The sequence below is a fragment of the Janthinobacterium sp. BJB446 genome (assembly GCF_002735655.1).
Classification (GTDB): domain Bacteria; phylum Pseudomonadota; class Gammaproteobacteria; order Burkholderiales; family Burkholderiaceae_D; genus Janthinobacterium; species Janthinobacterium lividum.
On the sequence record NZ_PDZK01000004.1, the window covers coordinates 376,414 to 396,268 of the forward strand.

A 19,855-nucleotide genomic window follows, 5' to 3' on the forward strand; every position below is an offset into this window, starting at 1 on the left:
TTACTTTGCGGGTGCCTGCGGATTCGACAGGCTCCAGACATACGCCGACAGCACGTGTACCTTGGATTCGCCGAGGAAATCGCTGAAGGCCGGCATGGTGTTGCTGCGTCCCTTGCGTACGGTTTCCATGATGGTATCGGCGCTGCCGCCGTACAGCCAGGTCTTGTCCGTCAGGTTCGGCGCGCCGAGCATCTGGTTACCCTTGGCATCGGCGCCATGACAGGCCATGCAGGCGCCAAACTTGGCCTTGCCCAGCACGGACTTGACGGGATCCGAGGTCGAGCCGGACAGGCTCAGCACATAATGGGCCACGTTCTCGACATCCTTTTCGGAGCCCAGGGCGGCGCCCATCGGTGGCATCTGCCCATTGCGGCCGTGCAGGATGGTGGTCTTGATGACGTCGGGTTCGCCGCCATACAGCCAGTCCTTGTCGGTCAGGTTGGGGAAGCCCTTGTTGCCGCGTGCATCCGAACCGTGGCATTGCGCGCAGTAGGTCAGGAACAGGCGCTGGCCGATGGCTTGCGCCTGCGGATCGGCGGCCACCGTCTTCAAGTCCTGGCTCAGGTACTTGTTGAACAGGGGACCGTAGTCGGCTTCCGCCTTCTTCAGTTCTTCCTCGTACTGGCCCGTCGACTTCCAGCCCAGGCTGCCGGCATAGTTGCCCAGGCCCGGATACAGGAACAGGTACGCCAGGGAGAAGACGATGGTGATGTAGAACAACCACATCCACCAGCGCGGCATCGGCGTATTGAGTTCCTTCAAGTCCTCGTCCCAGACGTGGCCCGTGGTGCCGTCGGCGGGGGCGCCCTCGACCACTTTGATTTTCGACTGCGAGTACAGCAGCACGCCGCAGCCGATGATGCCCAGCAGGGACAGCACGATGATGTAGATATTCCAGAAGCCATTGGTAAAGTCAGCCATGGTTATGCTCCTTCGCCAGGGTCATTTCGGCTTCGGCCGGATAGTCGAGCGCATCGTCAGCGAACGGCAGGCGTGCCGCCGCGTCGAAGTCGCTGTTGCTGCGGCTGAACGTCCACCACAGGATGCCCACGAACGTCGTAAAGGAAACCACCGTCATGACGCTGCTGGCGCTGTCAAACAGGTTTTCGATTGCCATGCTAATTCCTTGTTTTGATTAATGTACCGAGGCCTTGCAGATAGGCGACCAGGGCGTCTTCTTCCGTCTTGTCCTGCAGCTGCGCGGGGCCGGCGGCGATCTCTTCATCGCTGTACGGCTGGCCCAGGCGTTTCAGGGCGCGCATCTTCGGCATGATCTCGTCAGGCACCAGCTTGGTCTTCGCCAGCCAGGGGTAGGACGGCATGTTCGACTCGGGCACCACGTCGCGCGGGTTGTTCAAGTGCGTGCGGTGCCATTCGTCGCTGTAGCGCGCGCCCACGCGGGCCAGGTCGGGGCCCGTGCGCTTGGAACCCCACTGGAACGGACGGTCGTAGACGAATTCGCCGGCGACCGAATAGTGGCCATAGCGTTCCGTTTCCGCGCGCAGCGGACGCACCATCTGCGAGTGGCAGTTGTAGCAGCCTTCGCGCACGTAAATGTCGCGGCCCGCCAGGCGCAGCGGCGAGTACGGTTTCAGGCCGGCGACCGGCTCCGTCGTACTCTTCTGGAAGAACAGGGGAACGATCTCGACGGCGCCGCCGATGCTGATCACCACCGTGACCAGGGCGATCAGCAGCCAGGGGTTTCTTTCAATCCATGCATGTGAAAATTTCATTTGCTTTCGCTCCTATCAGGCGTGCGCCGCGTTCAGTTCCGGAATGCGGGCGACGGGGAGTTTGCTGCCGCGCAGCGTCATCCAGGTGTTGTAGCCCATGATGCACATACCCGACAGGTACAGCAGGCCACCGGCCACGCGCACCACGTAGTACGGATACGTCGCTTTCACGCTCTCGACAAAGGTGTAGGTCAGGGTGCCGTCCGGATTGACCGCGCGCCACATCAGGCCCTGCATCACGCCGGCGATCCACATTGCGGCGATGTACAGCACGATGCCGATGGTGGCCACCCAGAAGTGCACGTCGACCAGGCGCGTGCTGTGCATCTGCGTGCGGCCAGCCAGGCGCGGCAGCAGGTAGTAGATCGAACCCATGGTGATGAAGCCCACCCAGCCCAGGGCGCCCGCATGCACGTGGGCAACGGTCCAGTCGGTGTAGTGCGACAGCGAGTTGATGGTCTTGATCGACATCATCGGGCCTTCGAAGGTGGCGATGCCGTAGAACGACAGCGAGACGATCATGAATTTCAGGATCGGATCGGTGCGCAGCTTGTGCCAGGCGCCCGACAGGGTCATGATGCCGTTGATCATGCCGCCCCAGCTTGGCGCCAGGAGGACCAGCGAGAAGACCATGCCGATCGATTGCGTCCAGTCAGGCAATGCCGTGTAGTGCAGGTGATGCGGGCCGGCCCACATATAGGTGAAAATCAGCGCCCAGAAGTGGACGATCGACAGACGGTACGAGTACACGGGGCGCTCGGCCTGTTTCGGGATGAAGTAGTACACCATGCCCAGGTAGCCGGCGGTCAGGATGAAACCCACCGCGTTATGGCCGTACCACCACTGGATCATCGCGTCCTGCACGCCCGCATACGCGGAATACGACTTGGTGAACGAGGCTGGCATGACGGCGCCATTGACCACGTGCAAGATCGTCACGGCCAGGATATAGGCGCCGAAGAACCAGTTGGCCACGTAGATGTGCTTGACCTTGCGCTTGATCAGGGTGCCGAAGAACACGATGGCGTAGGCGATCCAGACGACGGCGATGAGGATGGCGATAGGCCATTCCAGTTCGGCGTATTCCTTGCCGCGTGTCATGCCCAAGGGCAGGGTGACGACGGCGCACAGGATCACCGCTTGCCAGCCCCAGAACGTGAAGGCGGCCAGTTTGTCGGAAAACAGGCGCACCTGGCAGGTGCGCTGGACAACGTAGTACGAAGTAGCGAACAGGCCGCAGATGCCGAAGGCGAAAATCACCGCATTCGTGTGCAGCGGACGCAAGCGTCCGTATGTCAGCCATGGTATGTCGAGGTTCAGGGCAGGCCAGGCCAGCTGAGCGGCGATGATAACGCCAACCAGCATGCCGATGATGCCCCATACCACAGTAGCGACCGCGAATTGCTTCACGATCTTGTAGTTATAGTTCAGCGATTGATCCACAAAGACTCTCCCTGGAATTACTATTTATGATGGTGGCCAGAGAGTAAGTGTTTGACCGCGAAAAAACTTTGATGTGGATCAAAATTCCCCGGATGAAATAAGCGTAGCGAACTGGCATCGAAATAAAGTGATATTTCGGTCAAAAAAGCCATGCAAGATCCCGGCAATCCGGGCGGGTGAAATCAGGGATGCGGTTCGCCGGGCGCCGGCTTGGCCGTCGTATCGTCGTCCTGCAGCACGCGCAGGCCCGGTCCGACGAGGTCGTCGAACTGGCCGCCGTCCGAGGCCGTGAAATACACCCACAGGGCGATGAAGACGACCACGACGCTCAAGGGGATCAGGAGGTAGAGTGCTTCCATGTTCAGGCTTTCCGCAGGCGCAGGGCGTTGGCGATGACGACGGCCGAGCTGGCAGCCATGCCGACGCCGGACAGCCAGGGGTTGAGGAAACCCAGCGCGGCGGCCGGGATGGCTGTCAGATTGTACAGGGTGGCCCAGCCCAGGTTTTCGCGGATGATGCGCATGCTGCGCGCGGCCGTTTTCGCCGTGTCGAGCACGGACACCAATTGGCTCGACAGCAGCACGGTATCCGCATGCGCCTGCGCCAGAGCGGCGCCGGAACCCATGGCGAAGGACACGTCGGCACCGCTCAGCACGGCGGCGTCGTTGATGCCGTCGCCCACCATCGCCACCACGGCGCCCGTCGCCTGCAACTGCTGCACGAAATCGAGCTTTTCATCGGGCAGGCATTCGCCGCACGCCGTGTTGATGCCCAGTTCCGTCGCCACGCTTTGCGTCAGCGCTTCCTGGTCGCCACTGAGCAGCACGACCTGCTTGCCGCGCCGCTGGAAATACGCGACCACGTCGCGCGCCTCGGGGCGCAGCGCATCGCTGAGTAAGAAGCGCGTCAGCCAGCGCCCCTGCGTACCCAGGTACAGCGGCGTCATGCCCTGCATGCCGACGGCCGTGTCGCCCAGCGGCGGCCCGGCGATGGCGGCGACAAAGGCCGCGTTGCCCAGGCGGTAGCGCACGCCATCGACGATGCCCTCCAGGCCTTGTCCCTGCACTTCCTGCAATTGCTCCGCATGCGTGCGCGGCTGCGGCTGTTCCCCTGCCGCCGCCAGGATGGCCTGCGCCAGCGGATGGGCGCTGCCCGCTTCCAGCGCGGCGGCCACCTGCAGGCAAGCGTCCTCGCTCATGCTGCCGAGTCCCTCGATTTGCCGCAGCACGGGCCGGCCCAGGGTCAAGGTTCCCGTCTTGTCGAAGACGATGTGGGTGGCGCGGTGCAGGGTTTCCAGCACATGCGGCTGGACGATCAGCACGCCGCGCCGCAGCAGGCTGTCGGTGGCCGCCGCCAGCGCCGTCGGCGTGGCGAGAGACAGCGCGCAGGGGCACGAGACGACCAGCACGGCGATGGCCACGGGCCACGCCTGCGACGGGTCGTGCCAGCTCCAGAAGGCGAACACGGCGACGGCAAACAGCAGCAAGCCCAGCACGAACCAGGCGGCGACCTTGTCGGCCCACTGCGCGATCTGCGGCTTGCCGCTGCCGGCCCGTTCGATCAGTTTCAACAGGTCGGACAGGGTGCTTTCGCGCGCCGGTTTCAGCACGCGCAAGATGAGCGCCGCGCTGGCGTTGATCGCCCCGCCCGGCACCCGCTCGCCGGTCTTCCTGCGCTGCGCCGCGCTCTCGCCCGTCAGCAGGGATAAATCGAGCGCGCTCGTGCCTTCGACGATGATGCTGTCGGCGGCAATCGCCTCGCCCGGTTTCACCAGGATGACGTCACCGACGGCCAGGCTGCCGGCCGGCACCAGCGTGGTGGCGCGGTTGTCCGGGAAGCCCGCCATCAGCGACGCGGAGGCGGGCAAGGCGTGCTGCAGGCGCTCGAGGGCCGAGGCGGCCTTGCGGCGCGCCTGCAGCTCGAAATAGCGGCTGCACAGCAAGAGGAAGATGAACATCGTGGCCGAGTCGTAATACACCTCGCCGCGGCCCGTAAAGGTCGCCACCACGCTGCCGAAAAAGGCCGCCAGGATGCCCAGCGCCACGGGCACGTCCATGCCCAGGGTGCGCGCGCGCAGGCTGGCCCAGGCGCCCTGGAAAAACGGCATGGCCGAATAGCAGATGGCCGGCAGGGTCAGGAGCAGGCTGGCCCAGCGCATCAGGCTGGCCATATTGTCGTCCAGCGTGCCATCCTCGGCCAGATAGGCGGGCGCCACGTACATCATCACCTGCATCATCGACAGGCCGGCCACGAACAACTGGCGGCCCAGGGTCTTGCTGGCTTTTTGCAGGCGTTCGCCATGGCGCACGGCGTCGTACGGATAGGCCGTATAGCCGACTTGGCGCACGGCTTGCAGGATGTCGCCCGGCTCGCATTCGGCGCGGCTCCAGCGCACGTACAGGCGCTCCGTGGCGACGTTCAGGCTGGCTGCCTGCACGCCGGGCAGGCGCGTCAGCTGGCGCTCGATCAGCCAGACGCAGGCGGCGCAGCGGATGCCTTCGACGGACAGCGTCGCTTCGCAGCTGCTGGCGTCGCGCGCGAATTGCGCATCGTCATTGCTGTACAGGCGCAGCTCGGGCGGCATCAGGGTGGCATCAAACGCGTTGACGGCGTATTCATCGCGGTCGCGGTAGTACGCGCTCTGGCCGATGTCGACGATGGTTTGCGCCACCGCTTCGCAGCCGGGGCAGCACATGGCGCGCGGCACGTCGTCGATGGTGACGTTCCAGCTGGAACCGCTCGGGACGGGCAAGCCGCAATGGAAGCAGGCGGAGGGTTGTAAAACAGCATTCATAGGTTTGGTTTCATGCGTCTGTTCATGGATGGCCCGTGACGCACAGGGCGTCGAGCCAGCCCAGCGACACGCCATTCGCGGCGCGCAGCAGGCCCAGCAAGCCAAAGCCCAGCACCAGCAAGCCGCTGGCGATGCGCACGGGACGGCGCTGCATCTGCGTGCGCAAGCGCGTGCCCAGCAAGCCCATGCCCAGCAGGGTGGGCAGGGTGCCCAGGCCGAAGGCGGCCATGGCGGCCGCGCCGTTCAGGGCAGAACCTTGCATCATGGCCGTCAGCAGCGCGCTGTAGACCATGCCGCACGGCACCCAGCCCCACAGGCCGCCCACGGCCAGCGCCTTGAACGGCGTATCCATCGGCATCAGCGGTTTCAGCAGGGGGCGCACGCGGCGCCAGACGACATTGCCTGCCGCTTCCAGGTGGGCCAGGCCGCGCCAGGCATCCATCAGGTACAGGCCCAAAGCCACCAGCATCAGGTTGGCCAGCCAGTAGCCGGCCACCTGCAATGACGCCAGGTGCAGCATGCCGGCGCCCGCCAGGCTGCCGGCCATGGCGCCGGCCAGCATGTAGCTGCCGATGCGCCCGCCGTTGTATGCCAGCACGCGCAGCACGTTCGTTTGCACGCTGGTCTGCAATGCGGGGCGCGCCACGGCGATGGAAATGACGGGGCGCACGGGCGCCGCCGGTGCGCCCCCGCCCAGCGACAGGGCGCCGACGATGCCGCCGCACATGCCGATGCAGTGCACGCTGCCGGCCAGGCCGACCAGGAACATGGGCACGAGGCTGAGGGCAGTCATCGCGCTGCGCTACACCGTTTTCGAGTAGCGCAGCGGCTGCACGGCGTCGGGCGCCGTGTTGGCGCGCGCCAGGGTCAGGTAGCGGTCGAAGACCATGCAGATATTGCGGATCAGCAAGCGCCCTTTCGGCGTCACCGTCAGCCAGTCTTCCTCGATGACGAGCAAGCCGTCGCGCGCCAGTTCGCGCAGCTTGTCCAGTTCGGCGGCGAAATAGCTGCGGAATTTGACGGGGTGCGCTTGCTCGATGCTGGCGATCGACAATTCGAAATTGCACATCAGCATCTGGATGATGATACGGCGCAACAAATCGTCCGTATCGAGCTTGATGCCGCGCGCGATCGGCAGCACGCCTTCGTCGAGCTTTTCATAGTACGCGTCGAGCGTTTTCTCATTCTGGCTGTAGACGGCGCCGACGGAACTGATGGCCGACACGCCGCAGGCGATCAGGTCCGCTTCCGCGCGCGTGGAATAGCCCTGGAAGTTGCGGTGCAAACGGCCCTGGCGCTGCGCCACGGCCAGATCGTCCGTCGGCTTGGCGAAATGGTCCATGCCGATGTAGACATAGCCGGCGGCCGTCAGGCGCGCGATGCACAGGCCCAGCATGGCCAGCTTGGTGGCGCTGTCGGGCATGTCGGCGTCGAGGATGCGGCGCTGCGGTTTGAACAGGTGCGGCATGTGCGCGTAGTGGTACAGGGCGATGCGGTCGGGGCTGGCGGAAATGACCTTGCGCAAGGTTTCCGTCATGGTGTCCAGGCTTTGCTTGGGCAAGCCGTAGATCAGGTCAATGCTGATCGAGCGGAAACCGGCATCGCGCGCCGCCTGCATGATGGCCACCGTCTCCGCTTCCGGCTGGATGCGGTTGACGGCCTTTTGCACGTCGGCGTCGAAATCCTGCACGCCCAGGCTGATGCGGTTGAAACCTTGCGCGCGCAGGGAAAACACGCGCTCGCGCGACACGGTGCGCGGATCGATCTCGATCGAATATTCGCCGTCTTCATCGGACGCGAACTCGAAATGCTGGCGCAAGTGCGCCATCAGTTCGTCCATCTGCTTTTCGCTCAGGTAAGTGGGCGTGCCGCCGCCGAAATGCAGCTGCTCGATCTGGTTCATGCCGGCAAACAGCTTGCCCTGCATGGCGATTTCCTGTTTCAGATAGCTGAGGTAGGTAGCGGCCTTGCTGCGGTCTTTCGTGATGATCTTGTTGCAGGCGCAGTAGTAGCACAGGGTGTCGCAGAACGGCACGTGCACGTACAGCGACAGGGGACGGCGGCCGCCGCGCATGCGCAAGGCGGCCAGCGCTTCGAGGAAGTTGCCGTAGCCAAATTCCGCATTGAAACGGTCGGCGGTCGGATAGGACGTGTAGCGCGGGCCGGACTGGCTCATCTTGCCGATGATGACCGGGTCGAATTCGACGACGGCGTCCAGGTCGGCGGAAGCACTGCTGAGTAGTGTAGGCATGGTGTGTATGAAGTCTTGAAAGGTTTAGGCGGCCAGGCGTTTCATGGCGGGTTTGCCGGCGTTCGCGGCGCCCGCAGCACCCGATTTGCCGCCAGGCATGGCGACGCGGCGCGGTGGCGGCATCTTGCCGAAATTGAACAGGCTCACGGCTTGCGACAGGCTGGCTGCTTCCTCCGCCAGGCGCGTGGCGGCCGCGGCGGCTTCTTCCACCAGGGCCGCGTTCTGCTGCGTGACCTGGTCCATGTGGGCGATGGCCTGGTTGACCTGGTCGACGCCGATGCTCTGTTCGCGCGAAGCGATGGAAATTTCCTGCATGATGGCCGTCACCTGCTTGACGGAGCTGACCACTTGTTCCATGGTGGCGCCGGCGCGGTTCACCTGCAGCATGCCGGCGCCCACCTTGCCGACGGAAATTTCAATGAGTTGCTTGATATCCTTGGCTGCCACGGACGAGCGCTGCGCCAGGTTGCGCACTTCGCCCGCCACGACGGCGAAGCCCCTGCCCTGCTCGCCGGCGCGCGCCGCTTCCACGGCCGCGTTCAAGGCCAGGATGTTGGTCTGGAAGGCGATGCCTTCGATCAGGCCGATGATGTCGACGATTTTCTTCGACGAGGTGTTGATCTCGTCCATGGTGGTGATCACTTCGGAAACGATCTCGCCGCCCTGTACGGCCACTTTCGAGGCGGCCACGGCCAGTTCATTCGCCTGCACCGAGTTGTCCGCATTCTGTTTCACCGTCGACGAGAATTCCTCGATGCTCGAGGCCGTCTCTTCCAGGCTGGCGGCCTGCGATTCCGTGCGGCCCGAGAGGTCCATATTGCCGACGGCGATTTGCTTGGTGGCCACGGCCATGGTTTCCACGTTGATGCGCACGTCGCGGATGGTGGCGATCAGGTTGCTGTTCATCTGTTGCAGCGCGCGCAGCAGTTGCCCCACTTCATCCGTGCTTTCCGTTTCAAAACTGCCCGACAGGTCGCCGGCGGCAATGGCCCGCGCGCCGTTCAGGGCTTTGCCCAGCGGCTTTAGTACGGACATGCGCAAGGTGTACCAGAGGAAGACGTTGATCAGGAAGCCGAACAGGGTGGCGCCGAAGATGGCGTAATTGGTGATCTTGCCGCCGCTGGCGAACAGGCTGATGACGCACACCAGCAGCTGCAGACAGTTGACGATGGAGGTGGCGGCCCAGATGCGCAGGTTGAGCGACATGTGCGTCAGGTTGTGCAGCAGGTGCGCCAGGCCCGGGCGCACGATCTGTCCGTTCTTGATGACGATGTTGCCGCCTTCCTTGTTGCGGATGGCCGCATAGGCTTCTTCGGCCGCCTTGACCTGGTCCTTGTCCGCTTTCACGCGCACGGACATGTAGCCGATGGTCTTGCCCGCTTCGCGGATGGGCGTGACGTTGGCGCGCACCCAGTAAAAGTCGCCGTTCTTGCAGCGGTTCTTGACCAGGCCCGTCCACGGCGTGCCGGCCTGGATCGAGGCCCACAGGTCGGCAAACGCTTCGGCCGGCATGTCCGGGTGGCGCACGATGTTCTGGGGCGAACCGAGCAGCTCTGCCTCGCTGAAGCCGCTGACCTGGCTGAAGTAGGGGTTCACATACACGATATTGCCGTTCATATCCGTTTTCGACACGATGGCCTGATCGTCCAGGACGAGGACTTCACGGTTAGTCACTGGCAAATTTTGTCGCATGGTCGCGGCTTCCTGATCAGTTAAACAAGCAATTGGTGAGTAAGACTTGCACGATTGCAAGAATGGAGATCAGTGTAAGGAGTCGCCTGCGCAAATTTATTGATGTAGATCAAAATCCTCCAGATTGGTCGTGCTTGCACGCATTTAGCGATAGCAATGCGGCATTGTTTTAAAGACACTGGTTGTCGGCAGCGGCTAATCGATACCCGCCGTCAGGGGGCGCAGGCTGCCCACGGCGTAGCCTTGCGCGTAGTCGATGCCCAGTTCGCGGATGACGGCCAGGGTGGCATCGTCTTCCACGTATTCGGCCACCGTTTTCAAGCCCATCACGTGGCCCACCTCATTGATGGCCTTGACCATGGCGCGGTTGATGGCATTGGTGGCGATGTCGCGCACGAAGACGCCGTCGATCTTCAAATAGTCGACGGGCAGGGCCTTCAGGTAGCCGAACGAGGAAAAACCGCTGCCGAAGTCGTCGAGCGAAAAGCGGCAGCCCAGGGCCTTGAGCTGGCGCATGAACACCTGCGCCTTGGGCAGGTTGGCGATGACGGCCGTTTCCGTGATTTCAAAGCAGATTTGCTCGGGAGCAATCGCGAATTCCACGAACTGCTCGGTGATGTAGTCGTGCAAGCCGGCATCGGCCAGCGACATGCCCGACAGGTTGACGGAATACAGGGCCGGTGCGCGGCGCCGGCTTTCCGCCAGCGCGGCCAAAGGCGGCAGGCTGTCGCGCACGCTCTGGATATGGTGGCAGACGGCACGGATGACCCAGCGGTCGATGGACAGCATCATGTCGTAGCGTTCGGCGGCCGGAATGAAGGCGCCTGGCAAGATCAGGTCGCCCTGGCTGTTGTGGATGCGGATCAGCACTTCGTCGTGGTGTTCCGGGCTGTCGTGCAGGTGCACGATGGGCATGGCGTACAGGCGGAAATAATCGTGCGCGAACGCTTCGTTCAGGCGCGAGATCCACAGCATTTCGCCATGCCGCTGCGCCAGCATGACGTCCGACTCCTGGTAGACATGGATGCGGTTGCGGCCCTGCTCCTTGGCCAGGTAGCAAGCCTGGTCGGCGGCGCTCAGCAGCTCGCTCATGGACTTGCTGTCCTCGTTGATTTCCACGATGCCGATGCTCACGCCCAGCTCGAAGCTGCGGTTATCCCAGGCGAAACGGAAATCGCGGATGGATTGGCGCAGCTGTTCGCCGATCTGGCGCGCATGCTCGAGCGGACAGTGCGGCAGCAGCACGCCCAGTTCATCGCCGCCGAGGCGCGCCAGGATGTCGCTGTCGCGCATGCGCGCCTGCAGCATCTTGGCCAGCAGCTGCAGCAGCACGTCGCCGGCGCCATGGCCGCTGGTGTCGTTGATGACCTTGAACTGGTCCAGGTCCAGGTACAGCAGCGCATGCATGTGGCCATCCTGCTTAGCCGTGTGCAGGGCGCCGGCCACCAGGTGTTCGAATTCGCGCCGGTTGATCAGCCCCGTCAGGGCGTCGTGCGTGGCTTGCCACGACAGTTGCTGACTCAGCTTGCGCTCGTGGCTGACGTCGCGGAACACGACGACGGCGCCGAGGATATCGCCGTCGCGCGACCAGATGGGCGCGGCCGATTCTTCGATGGCGATACGCCGCCCTTCGCGCGTGATCAGTTGCGAGCGGGGGGAAATGCCGATGGCCTGGCGCTGTTGCAGGCAGCGCATGGCCACGTGCTCGCGTGCTTCGCCCGTGCGTTCATCGGCCAGCGGCATGGTCTGGCCGATGTCCCGGCCCTGCGCCAGCTCGTTGCTCCAGCCCGTCAATTGCTCGGCCACCCGGTTCAGGTAGCGCGTCTTGCCGTGCGGATCGGTGGTGATGACGCCGTCGCCGATGGAACTGAGCGTCACTTCGGCCAGTTCCTTGCGCTCGGCGATCATGAGCTCGCGCGCCATGTGCTCGGTGATATCCCAGATGATGCCCAAGGTGCGTTCGGGCTGCCCGCCGGCATCCATGAAGATGTGCGCCTTGGCTGCCAGCCAGTGTTCGCTGCCGTCGGGCCAGACGACGCGGTATTGCAGGGCGTAGCCGCCGCGCCGGCGCACGCCGTCCTGCAGCACGGCGATTACTTTGTCGCGGTCGCCGGTATGCACGCAGTCGAGAAAGCTGCGAAATGGTTGCGTCAGCGCGCGCTCTTCCAGGCCCAGCAAGGTGGCGCCCTTGGCCGACCAGCTGACCGTGCCGTCGATGACCTGGCCATCGACGATGCGCGAATCCCAGATCGCCATGTGCGCCGCCTCTAGTGCCATCTGTAAACGTTTCTGCTGGTCGCCCATCATCCTCTCCCGACATGGATACAGGAATAGACGCGCTGCTGATATTTAAGTTCCCGGTGCCTCGGCGGGCGAGGCGGCCGAGGCACGCGCCACGTCGCGCACATTCTTTTGCACGGCGACGGCGGCAAACAGGCTGAGCAGGAATGCCATGGCATAGAAACCCTTCTCGCTGTTCTGCAGGGTGGCGTTCCACAAGCCGACCGTGAGCAGTAGCAAGGCCAGCAGCACGGAAATCCAGCACAGGCCGAAATAGATGCCCGTCACGGCGATGCCTTCGGCGCGGTCGCGCACGGATTTTTGCAGCGAGATGGCGGCGAACAGGCCATACATGAGGATGGTGAAGTAATAGCCCTTTTCGTTGAGCGCCATGCTGGCGTTCCACAGGCCGGACAGGTAGGTGATGGCGCCGATCAGCAATGCCGCCCAGGAAGCGCCGATAAAGGCGCTGCTGGGACGTTGGATGGGGGAAGTCTGCATAGGGTCTCCATGGGCAGGCAAGCGCCGCCGGCATGGCCGGGGCGGCAGGCACGGATGCGCCTGCCGTCCCATCAGACCAGAAAGTTTATTTGCTTGGCTTGACCATGCGCAATAAAGCCGACACGGCCGTAACGCCGGCCAGCACCAGGCCACCGGCGATGAGGCCGGCCACCGCGTTGATCAGGCTGGGCGTGACGGCGGCCAGCACGGGGCCGATGCCGGCCACGCCGCCGACGGCTGCTTCCGCATGGTGCAGCATGCCGCTGGCCCACGGCCAGCCGTGCGTCAGGATGCCGCCGCCGACCATGAACATGGCCAGGGTGCCCACGACGGAGAGAAATTTCATCAGTTTCGGCGCCGCCGACACGAGCATGCGGCCAAAGCCGCGCACGCCGTCCATCAGCGCGCCCGCGCCCTTGCGCGCCGCCAGGTAAAAGCCCGCGTCATCGAGCTTGACGATGCCCGCCACCAGGCCGTACACGCCCACCGTCATGATGAGGGCGATGCCGACGACGACGGCCACTTGCTCGGCGAAGGTGGCCGCGGCCACCGTGCCCAGGGCGATGACGATGATTTCCGCCGACAAAATGAAATCGGTGCGGATGGCGCCCTTGATCTTGTCCTTTTCCAGCGCGACGAGGTCGACCTGCGGGTCGCGCAGCGCCTGCGCCAGCTCGGCCTTGTGGCTGTCGTCCGGGTGCAGATACTTGTGCGCGATCTTTTCGAAGCCTTCGAAGCACAGGTAGGCGCCGCCCACCATCAGCAGCGGCGTGATGGCCCACGGCGCGAACGCGCTGATGGCCAGCGCGGCGGGCACGAGGATGGCCTTGTTCTTCAGCGAGCCGACGGCGACGGCCCACACGACGGGCAGTTCGCGCTCGGCGCGCACGCCGGCCACCTGCTGCGCGTTCAGGGCCAGGTCGTCACCGAGCACGCCGGCCGTCTTCTTGGCGGCTACCTTGGTCATCAGGGAAACATCGTCGAGGATGCTGGCGATGTCGTCGAGCAGGGCCAGCAGGCTGGAGCCGGCCATCTTAGCGCGCTCCCACGGTGGTGGCAGGGCATGGCGGAGCGAGGAAAGTGTTGTTTTTCATGATGTTATTCTTGGTTGTACGGCAAGGAGGTGTGTGAGTGCGATCTTACCTCAGGGCGGGCCGGCAAGGCCGCACTGAGCGGGTTAAAATTGTTCATCGTCACCATTTTTTGGAAACCGCATGCACTTCGCCACCTGGATCACCTTTGTCATCGCCGCCTCCATCATCGCCGTCTCGCCCGGCTCGGGCGCCGTGCTGTCGATGTCGCACGGCCTGTCGTACGGGGTGAAAAAGGCCAGCGCCACCATTCTCGGCCTGCAGCTGGGGCTGCTGGTGGTGCTGGGCATCGCCGGCGCCGGCGTCGGTTCCTTGCTGCTGGCCTCCGAAGTGGCCTTCAATATCGTCAAGACGGTGGGCGCCTTGTACCTGATCTACCTGGGCCTGTCGCAGTGGCGCGCCAAGGTGGCGGTGACGGGCGACCTGCATGCCGACGCCGTGGCGCCCTCCATGGGGCGGCGCGTGCTGACGGGTTTTTTGACCAATGTGACGAATCCGAAAGGCATCATTTTCATGGTGGCGGTATTGCCGCAATTCATCAGCCCTGCTGCGCCCCTGCTGCCGCAACTGCTGATCCTGGCCGTCACCATGTGCACGATCGATCAGGTCGTCATGCACAGCTACGCCTTCCTGGCTTCGTCGATGCAACGCTTTTTCCGCGACGCGCGCGCCGTAAAAAAGCAGAACCGCTTCTTTGGCGGCTTGCTGATGGCCGTCGGCACGGCCTTGTTCTTCGTCAAGCGCGGTGGCCAGGCGGCATCCTGAGCCAGATCAAGTTGCAAACATTTGTAAGCCCGCTTGCGATGCCCGCCCGATAGGACTGTAATCGGGGTGTTGTCTACCTTTCATCTCTGTCCGTCCTGCCTGGAGCGCGCCATGCGTCCGATCCTGTCTTCCCCCTTCTTGAACACCGTGTGCGCCGTGCTGCTGTCGTCGGCGTGCTCCCTGGCCCTGGCGCAGGACCCGCCCGCCCGCGTGGGGCGCATTTCCACCGTCGAAGGGCAGGTGCTGGTGCGCGCTGGCGATGGCGAGGCGCAAAACGCCCTGCTGAACTGGCCCGTCACCACGGATAACCGTTTGACCACCCAGCGCGGCGCGCTGGCGGAGTTGCGCGTGGGCGCGGCCGCCGTGCGCCTCGATGGCGATTCCGAGCTGGAAGTGAGCGAGCTCGATGACGACAGTTTCAAATTGCATCTCAGCTATGGCACGGTCAGCGTGCGCGTGCGCAATCCCGACGCGCTGCGCGGCTTCGAGCTGACCACCGGCCAGGCCCGCGTGATCCTGACCCAGCCCGGCTGGGTGCGCATCGAGGCGGGGCGCCAGCCCGGCACCAGCGTCGTCAGCGTGCTCGACGGTGCGGCCGACGTGGATGGGGCGACGAGCAGCGTGACCTTGCGCGCCGGCAAGCGCGCCGAGCTGACGGACGAGGAATTGCGCACGGGCGCCTTGCAGAGGATCGCTTTCGACAACTGGCCCGAAGCCTTGCCCGCCGCCGCGCCGGCCTTGCGCTATGTCACGGACGATACCACCGGCTATGAAGAGCTGGACCGCTACGGCGCCTGGCAGGACGACGCGGAATACGGCCCCTTGTGGCTGCCGAGCACGGTGCCGGCCGGCTGGGCGCCGTACAGCGACGGGCGCTGGACGTGGATCGCGCCGTGGGGCTGGACCTGGGTGGACAATGCGCCGTGGGGCTATGCGCCCTCGCACTACGGCCGCTGGGTGCTGCTGGGCCACCGCTGGGGCTGGGCACCGGGGCGCGATCGCGGCCGCGTGCCCTGGGCGCCGGCCCTGGTGGGCTGGGTCGGCGGCAGGCCTGATCGCGGTTCGCAGCATGGCCAGCGCCCTGGCGTCGGCTGGTTTCCCCTGTCGCCGCACGAGCGCTACGTGCCCGGCTACCGCGCCAGCGCCGAGTATGAACGCCGCATCAACCGCGTCGCCGAGGGGCGCCGTTCCGTGGCGGGCGAACGCGAACGCCGTGCAGGCATGACGATGTTGCCGGGCGAACGTTTTGGCGGCGCGCGCACGGTCGACGTGCCGCGCCGTAACCGCACCACCATGCCGCCGCCCGTCATGCAAAGCTTACCGTTGAGCACGGCGCCTGCGCCGGCGGGCAACTGGCAGCGTCCTTCCGATGCGCCGCGCGGCGACAGGGAGTTCCGGCGCGACTGGGTCAACCGCCCTGGCCGCTTGCAGACGGACGATGGCCAGACGCACATGGCGCCCCGTCCCATGCAGCCGAACCGCCCGCCCGTGCCGGCACAGCCGCAACAGCCGTCGGTGCCGCCCCAGCCCGTGATGCCGGCGATGCCGGCCTTGCCACCCGTGCAAGACCCGGTGGCACACCCCGGCTGGCGTGGCGAGCAGCGGCCCCGTGCCGAACGGCCACTGCCGCGCCCCGTCATGGAACGCCAATTTGATGCGCCGCGCCCGGACCGCGCGGAACGTGGCCCCCGCCGCGAAGTGCTGCAAACGGCGCCGCCGCCGGCCATGCCTGCGCCTGCCGCGCGTGCGCCACAGGAGGCGCGCAGTGCCGAGCGCCCGATGCCGCCGCGTGAGCGCAACCATGAGCGCGGCAACCCCGGCCGCAATGGCCGGATGCAGGAAGTGGAGCGCTGACGGCCGTGCCGTCTGTCGCGCCGTATCGACGTTCAAGCCGCAAAATACGCAGTTCGTCACATACCGGAGGTAAAGCCGCCGTGGTTTGTCTACAGTACGACCACTGCTTATCCTCCAAGTGACAGCACCGATTTTCCGGCTATTTTGTCTAAACGAAATAGTTTTTCGCCAGCTTACCCAGCTGGCTTTTTTTTTGCCGTGCCGTGTGTGTCATCGCAACGGGCGCAGCCGCCCTCAAAGTTGGCTACAATACGTTTTTATGCAGCCGCCGCGCGCTATGCGCTGCGCCGTCTGTTCTGACCGGCACTGATTGGATTTCCCATGCAAACCACCCCACCCACCGAAGTGACGATTCCTCCCAGCGAATCGCTGATCGAATACCCGAGCGACTTTCCCATCAAGATCATGGGCCCGACGCATGTCGACTTCGCGCCGACCATGCTGGAACTGGTCATCAGCCACGATCCGACCTTCCACGCGGGCCGTATGGAAGAGCGCCCATCGGGCAAGGGCAATTACACGGGCCTGACCGTCACCGTGCGCGCCGTCAGCCGCGAGCAGCTCGACGCCCTGTACATGGCGCTGTCGGGCCACCCGATGGTCAAGATCGTCATGTAAGACATGCTGTTGCCCTGGCGGGCTGGCGTTTCGTCAGCCGCCACACGAGGGCAAAGGCCGCGCTGGCCGCCGCCGTTACCCACAGCAGCGGCTTTTCGCTGCCGTCCGTGATGGCGGCGATGACGGCGCCGCAGGCGGCCGTGATGAGCATCTGCACGAAGAAGAACAGGCCCGAGGCGCTGCCCGCCTGATCGCCATACGGCTGCAGCACGGCCAGCTGGCAGGCCGGGATGGCCATGCCCACCGACACCATCACCAGCAGCATCGGCGCCACCAGCGACGCCACGTGCTGCGGCGCCAGACTACCCGCCAGCAACAGGCTGGCCGCGCCCGCCACATTGATCAGCACCGCCACGCCCAGCATATGGTCGGCGCCCAGGCGCGGTCCCAGTGCGCGGAACAGGCTCGATCCCGCCACATAGCCGCTGACCGTCAGCGCGAACACCAGCGCATACGCGCGCGGCGACAGATGCATGCCCCTTTGCAACAGCACGGACGATTCCGCGATGAACGGGAAATACGTGCAATACACGCAGCCGATGGCCAGCGCATAGCGCAGGAAATACGCGTCGCCCAGCAGGCGCCGGTACAGGGCCAGGGTATTCCCCTGGGGGACGACGCTGGCCGGCCTGGTTTCCGGCACATACGCGGCGATCAGTCCCAGCGACAGCGCTCCCAGCAGGCACAGCACGCCAAACACGGCGCGCCAGCCGAACGCCGCATCGAGCAGGCTGCCGGCCAGCGGCGCCAGGATCGGCGACAAGCCCATCACCATCGATATTCTCCCCAGCATGCGCGCCTGCGTGGCGGGATCAAAACGGTCGCGCACCATCACCCGGCCGATGATGGTGCCGCTGCAGCCGCCGAACGCCTGCAGCACGCGCGCGGCGATCAGCACGTGGACGTCGGTGGTCACGGTGCAGACGATGCTGGCGAGCACATAAATGCCCGTGCCGGCCAGCAGCACGGGGCGGCGCCCGTAACGGTCGGCCAGCGGCCCGCAAGCGAGCATCGAGACGGCCGAGCCGGCCATGAACAGGCTCAGGGTCAGTTGCAACTGTGCATCGCTGGCGTGCAGGGCATCGGCCATGGCCGGCAGCGAAGGCAGATAGATGTCGATGCTGATGCGCGACAGGCAGACCAGCAGCAGCACGATGCCGCCCCAGGCCCATAAAGCGATTTGTTTCTGCATTGTTTTACACGATCCATGCAAGCGTGCGCCCCGCTGGCGCACCGGAACGGTGAGAGTAGAATGTTTGTGGTGTAATGCGAAGTGCCAGTCATCAGAAAACTCATTGGACCACTTGGACGATTATCATGCCGCGAGGAAAATCACCGCACGCCCTGGACTTGCCTCGTCCCACCAGCTGGCTCGACAAGGCGGGCGTCAACAAGCAGGATGGCGCGTATGAAGCGCTGCGTTCGGCCATCCTGACGAAGATGCTGCCGGCGGGCAGCCGTTTGCCGTCCAGCCGCACCCTGGCGGAACGGTGGGAGTTGTCGCGCGGCACCATCGAAACCGTGTTCGACCGCCTGCATGCAGAAGCGTACGTGACGCGCGTGCCCGGTTCCGGCACGCGCGTGTGCGCCGTCGTGCCGGAACGCTTCTTGATGGCAGGATTTGCGGATGCCACCCCGGTCGGGACATTTTCCGCGCCAATACCTGTGTCCGATACGGGTGTGCGCGACGGCTTGCCCTTCGTGGCGCGGCGCGCCGACGCCAGCCTGTTTCCCATGGCCGCCTGGTCCAAGTGCGCCACGCGGGCCCTGGCCGCCGCCACGCCGGAACAGCTGTGCAGCGCCGATCCTGCCGGCCTGCCCCAGCTGCGCCAGCAGATCGCCGATTTTCTTGCCAAGTACCGCGGCATCCGCTGCGACCCGCAAGACATCGTTGTCACCACCGGCATCCGCCACGCGATCGACTTGCTGGCGCGCAGCATCGTGCGCGATGGCGACAAGGTGTGCCTGGAAGAACCGGGCTACCCGGCCGCGCGCGCCCTGTTCGCCCTGGCTGGCGCCGTGCCGGTGGACATTGCCGTCGACGCCGAAGGCATCGATTGCGCCGCCCTGGCCGCGCATGCGGACGCCAGCCTCGCGTATGTGACGCCGGCGCACCAGTCGCCGCTGGGCGTGACCATGTCCGTCACGCGCCGCCTGGCCTTGCTGGAATGGGCGAACGACAGCGGCGCCTGGGTGGTGGAAGACGATTACGACAGTGAATTCAATTACCAGAGCGCCCCGCTGGCAGCCCTGAAGGCGCTGGACCAGTACCAGCGCGTGATTTACTGTGGCAGTTTCAACAAAACCCTGTTTGCCGGCCTGCGCGTGGGCTTCATGGTGCTGCCGCCCGCCTTGCGCCCGCAGTTGCTGCGCACCCTGCAGTTGACGGGCAGGTCCGTGGGCGTGACGGAGCAGCTGGCGCTGTCCGCCTGGATGGAAGACGGCGCTTTCGTGCGCCATTTACGCCAGGCGCGGCTGGCCTACAAGGAACGGCGCGACCTGCTGCTGGCCTGCCTCGAGCAGACGGCCCCCGGCCGCTACACGGTCACCGGCCAGCAGGCGGGCTTTCATTGCGTGCTGTGGCTGCCGCCAGGCAGCGACGAGCGGGCATTTTGCGCGCGCGCGGCGCAAGAGGGGCTGGCGCTGCAACCGCTCGGCGATTTTTGCCATAGCGCCAAGCTGGCGCCGGCCGTGCTGCTCGGCTACACGGCCCTGAATGCGGCCCAGATACGCCATGCTGCACAAAAAATGGGCAGATTGCTGCTGTTGCCAGAGTCCGTCCCGGAATGAAACGGCTGCCTGGCTTATAATCACGGCTTCGCCGCAGCGTCCG

At 64.9% G+C, this 19,855-nt stretch carries 17 protein-coding genes; 4 read left to right on the plus strand and 13 right to left on the minus strand.

What is annotated here, in order from left to right; genetic code table 11:
• From ccoP to CSQ92_RS23815, 12 genes are all read right to left on the minus strand, one after another.
• A complete protein-coding gene (gene ccoP, locus CSQ92_RS23760; RefSeq protein WP_070257880.1) occupies window positions 1-921 on the minus strand; it encodes a cytochrome-c oxidase, cbb3-type subunit III in 921 nt (306 codons plus the stop codon).
• The gene (locus CSQ92_RS23765; protein WP_034782719.1) at window positions 914-1,117 is read right to left on the minus strand and encodes a cbb3-type cytochrome oxidase subunit 3; all 204 of its coding nucleotides are present in this window, start codon (window positions 1,115-1,117) and stop codon (window positions 914-916) included. Before CSQ92_RS23765 ends, ccoP begins: the two co-directional genes overlap by 8 nt.
• 1 nt (window position 1,118) lies before the next feature.
• The gene (ccoO, locus tag CSQ92_RS23770) at window positions 1,119-1,733 is read right to left on the minus strand and encodes a cytochrome-c oxidase, cbb3-type subunit II (protein WP_034782720.1); all 615 of its coding nucleotides are present in this window, start codon (window positions 1,731-1,733) and stop codon (window positions 1,119-1,121) included.
• Window positions 1,734-1,748: 15 nt separating this feature from the next.
• Window positions 1,749-3,176: a cytochrome-c oxidase, cbb3-type subunit I gene (gene ccoN, locus CSQ92_RS23775; protein ID WP_034782722.1), complete on the minus strand. Its 1,428-nt coding sequence runs from the start codon at window positions 3,174-3,176 to the stop codon at window positions 1,749-1,751.
• A gap of 182 nt (window positions 3,177-3,358) precedes the next feature.
• Window positions 3,359-3,535 carry a cbb3-type cytochrome oxidase assembly protein CcoS gene (gene ccoS / locus CSQ92_RS23780; protein ID WP_034782725.1) on the minus strand — a complete coding sequence of 59 codons (177 nt, stop codon included), beginning with the start codon at window positions 3,533-3,535 and terminating at the stop codon, window positions 3,359-3,361.
• 2 nt (window positions 3,536-3,537) lie between these two features.
• Window positions 3,538-5,970 (minus strand): heavy metal translocating P-type ATPase, encoded by a 2,433-nt coding sequence (locus CSQ92_RS23785; protein ID WP_099395567.1) that lies wholly within the window; start codon window positions 5,968-5,970, stop codon window positions 3,538-3,540.
• A 22-nt stretch (window positions 5,971-5,992) separates the two neighbouring features.
• Window positions 5,993-6,763 (minus strand): sulfite exporter TauE/SafE family protein, encoded by a 771-nt coding sequence (locus CSQ92_RS23790; protein ID WP_099395568.1) that lies wholly within the window; start codon window positions 6,761-6,763, stop codon window positions 5,993-5,995.
• Between the two features lie 9 nt (window positions 6,764-6,772).
• Window positions 6,773-8,221 (minus strand): oxygen-independent coproporphyrinogen III oxidase, encoded by a 1,449-nt coding sequence (gene hemN / locus CSQ92_RS23795; protein ID WP_070257883.1) that lies wholly within the window; start codon window positions 8,219-8,221, stop codon window positions 6,773-6,775.
• Window positions 8,222-8,245: 24 nt separating this feature from the next.
• Window positions 8,246-9,913: a methyl-accepting chemotaxis protein gene (locus CSQ92_RS23800; RefSeq protein WP_034782732.1), complete on the minus strand. Its 1,668-nt coding sequence runs from the start codon at window positions 9,911-9,913 to the stop codon at window positions 8,246-8,248.
• Window positions 9,914-10,108: 195 nt separating this feature from the next.
• Window positions 10,109-12,169 (minus strand): EAL domain-containing protein, encoded by a 2,061-nt coding sequence (locus CSQ92_RS23805; RefSeq protein WP_257219334.1) that lies wholly within the window; start codon window positions 12,167-12,169, stop codon window positions 10,109-10,111.
• Window positions 12,170-12,262: 93 nt separating this feature from the next.
• A complete protein-coding gene (gene yiaA / locus CSQ92_RS23810) occupies window positions 12,263-12,694 on the minus strand; it encodes an inner membrane protein YiaA (RefSeq protein WP_034782737.1) in 432 nt (143 codons plus the stop codon).
• 85 nt (window positions 12,695-12,779) lie between these two features.
• Complete coding sequence (locus CSQ92_RS23815) at window positions 12,780-13,727, minus strand: DUF808 domain-containing protein (RefSeq protein ID WP_034752497.1); 948 nt, start codon at window positions 13,725-13,727, stop codon at window positions 12,780-12,782.
• Window positions 13,728-13,908: 181 nt separating this feature from the next.
• Between CSQ92_RS23815 and CSQ92_RS23820 the strand changes: the two genes are divergently transcribed.
• The 3 genes from CSQ92_RS23820 to CSQ92_RS23830 all read left to right on the plus strand — a co-directional run bounded on the left by CSQ92_RS23820 (window position 13,909) and on the right by CSQ92_RS23830 (window position 17,022).
• Window positions 13,909-14,550 (plus strand): LysE family transporter, encoded by a 642-nt coding sequence (locus CSQ92_RS23820; protein WP_099395569.1) that lies wholly within the window; start codon window positions 13,909-13,911, stop codon window positions 14,548-14,550.
• A 111-nt stretch (window positions 14,551-14,661) separates the two neighbouring features.
• Window positions 14,662-16,404, plus strand: coding sequence for a DUF6600 domain-containing protein (locus CSQ92_RS23825; RefSeq protein ID WP_099395570.1), 1,743 nt, complete (start codon window positions 14,662-14,664; stop codon window positions 16,402-16,404).
• A gap of 321 nt (window positions 16,405-16,725) precedes the next feature.
• Window positions 16,726-17,022: a DUF493 family protein gene (locus CSQ92_RS23830; RefSeq protein ID WP_034782741.1), complete on the plus strand. Its 297-nt coding sequence runs from the start codon at window positions 16,726-16,728 to the stop codon at window positions 17,020-17,022.
• Here the strand turns inward: CSQ92_RS23830 and CSQ92_RS23835 are convergent.
• Window positions 17,015-18,214, minus strand: coding sequence for a multidrug effflux MFS transporter (locus CSQ92_RS23835; protein WP_099395571.1), 1,200 nt, complete (start codon window positions 18,212-18,214; stop codon window positions 17,015-17,017). The genes CSQ92_RS23830 and CSQ92_RS23835 overlap by 8 nt on opposite strands.
• A 125-nt stretch (window positions 18,215-18,339) precedes the next feature.
• Between CSQ92_RS23835 and pdxR the strand changes: the two genes are divergently transcribed.
• Entirely contained in the window at window positions 18,340-19,812 is a 1,473-nt protein-coding gene (gene pdxR, locus CSQ92_RS23840) for a MocR-like pyridoxine biosynthesis transcription factor PdxR (RefSeq protein WP_099395572.1), read from the plus strand.
• The last annotated feature ends 43 nt before the right edge of the window (window positions 19,813-19,855 follow it).

Excerpts from the sequence above, each read along its gene's own strand:
- ccoP (WP_070257880.1), bottom strand. The coding sequence starts at position 921 with ATGGCTGACTTTACCAATGGCTTCTGGAATATCTACATCATCGTGCTG.
- CSQ92_RS23765 (WP_034782719.1), bottom strand. The coding sequence starts at position 1,117 with ATGGCAATCGAAAACCTGTTTGACAGCGCCAGCAGCGTCATGACGGTG.
- ccoO (WP_034782720.1), bottom strand. The coding sequence starts at position 1,733 with ATGAAATTTTCACATGCATGGATTGAAAGAAACCCCTGGCTGCTGATC.
- ccoS (WP_034782725.1), bottom strand. The coding sequence starts at position 3,535 with ATGGAAGCACTCTACCTCCTGATCCCCTTGAGCGTCGTGGTCGTCTTC.
- CSQ92_RS23785 (WP_099395567.1), bottom strand. The coding sequence starts at position 5,970 with ATGAATGCTGTTTTACAACCCTCCGCCTGCTTCCATTGCGGCTTGCCC.
- CSQ92_RS23790 (WP_099395568.1), bottom strand. The coding sequence starts at position 6,763 with ATGACTGCCCTCAGCCTCGTGCCCATGTTCCTGGTCGGCCTGGCCGGC.
- hemN (WP_070257883.1), bottom strand. The coding sequence starts at position 8,221 with ATGCCTACACTACTCAGCAGTGCTTCCGCCGACCTGGACGCCGTCGTC.
- CSQ92_RS23800 (WP_034782732.1), bottom strand. The coding sequence starts at position 9,913 with ATGCGACAAAATTTGCCAGTGACTAACCGTGAAGTCCTCGTCCTGGAC.
- CSQ92_RS23805 (WP_257219334.1), bottom strand. The coding sequence starts at position 12,169 with ATGGCGATCTGGGATTCGCGCATCGTCGATGGCCAGGTCATCGACGGC.
- yiaA (WP_034782737.1), bottom strand. The coding sequence starts at position 12,694 with ATGCAGACTTCCCCCATCCAACGTCCCAGCAGCGCCTTTATCGGCGCT.
- CSQ92_RS23815 (WP_034752497.1), bottom strand. The coding sequence starts at position 13,727 with ATGGCCGGCTCCAGCCTGCTGGCCCTGCTCGACGACATCGCCAGCATC.
- CSQ92_RS23820 (WP_099395569.1), top strand. The coding sequence starts at position 13,909 with ATGCACTTCGCCACCTGGATCACCTTTGTCATCGCCGCCTCCATCATC.
- CSQ92_RS23825 (WP_099395570.1), top strand. The coding sequence starts at position 14,662 with ATGCGTCCGATCCTGTCTTCCCCCTTCTTGAACACCGTGTGCGCCGTG.
- CSQ92_RS23830 (WP_034782741.1), top strand. The coding sequence starts at position 16,726 with ATGCAAACCACCCCACCCACCGAAGTGACGATTCCTCCCAGCGAATCG.
- CSQ92_RS23835 (WP_099395571.1), bottom strand. The coding sequence starts at position 18,214 with ATGCAGAAACAAATCGCTTTATGGGCCTGGGGCGGCATCGTGCTGCTG.
- pdxR (WP_099395572.1), top strand. The coding sequence starts at position 18,340 with ATGCCGCGAGGAAAATCACCGCACGCCCTGGACTTGCCTCGTCCCACC.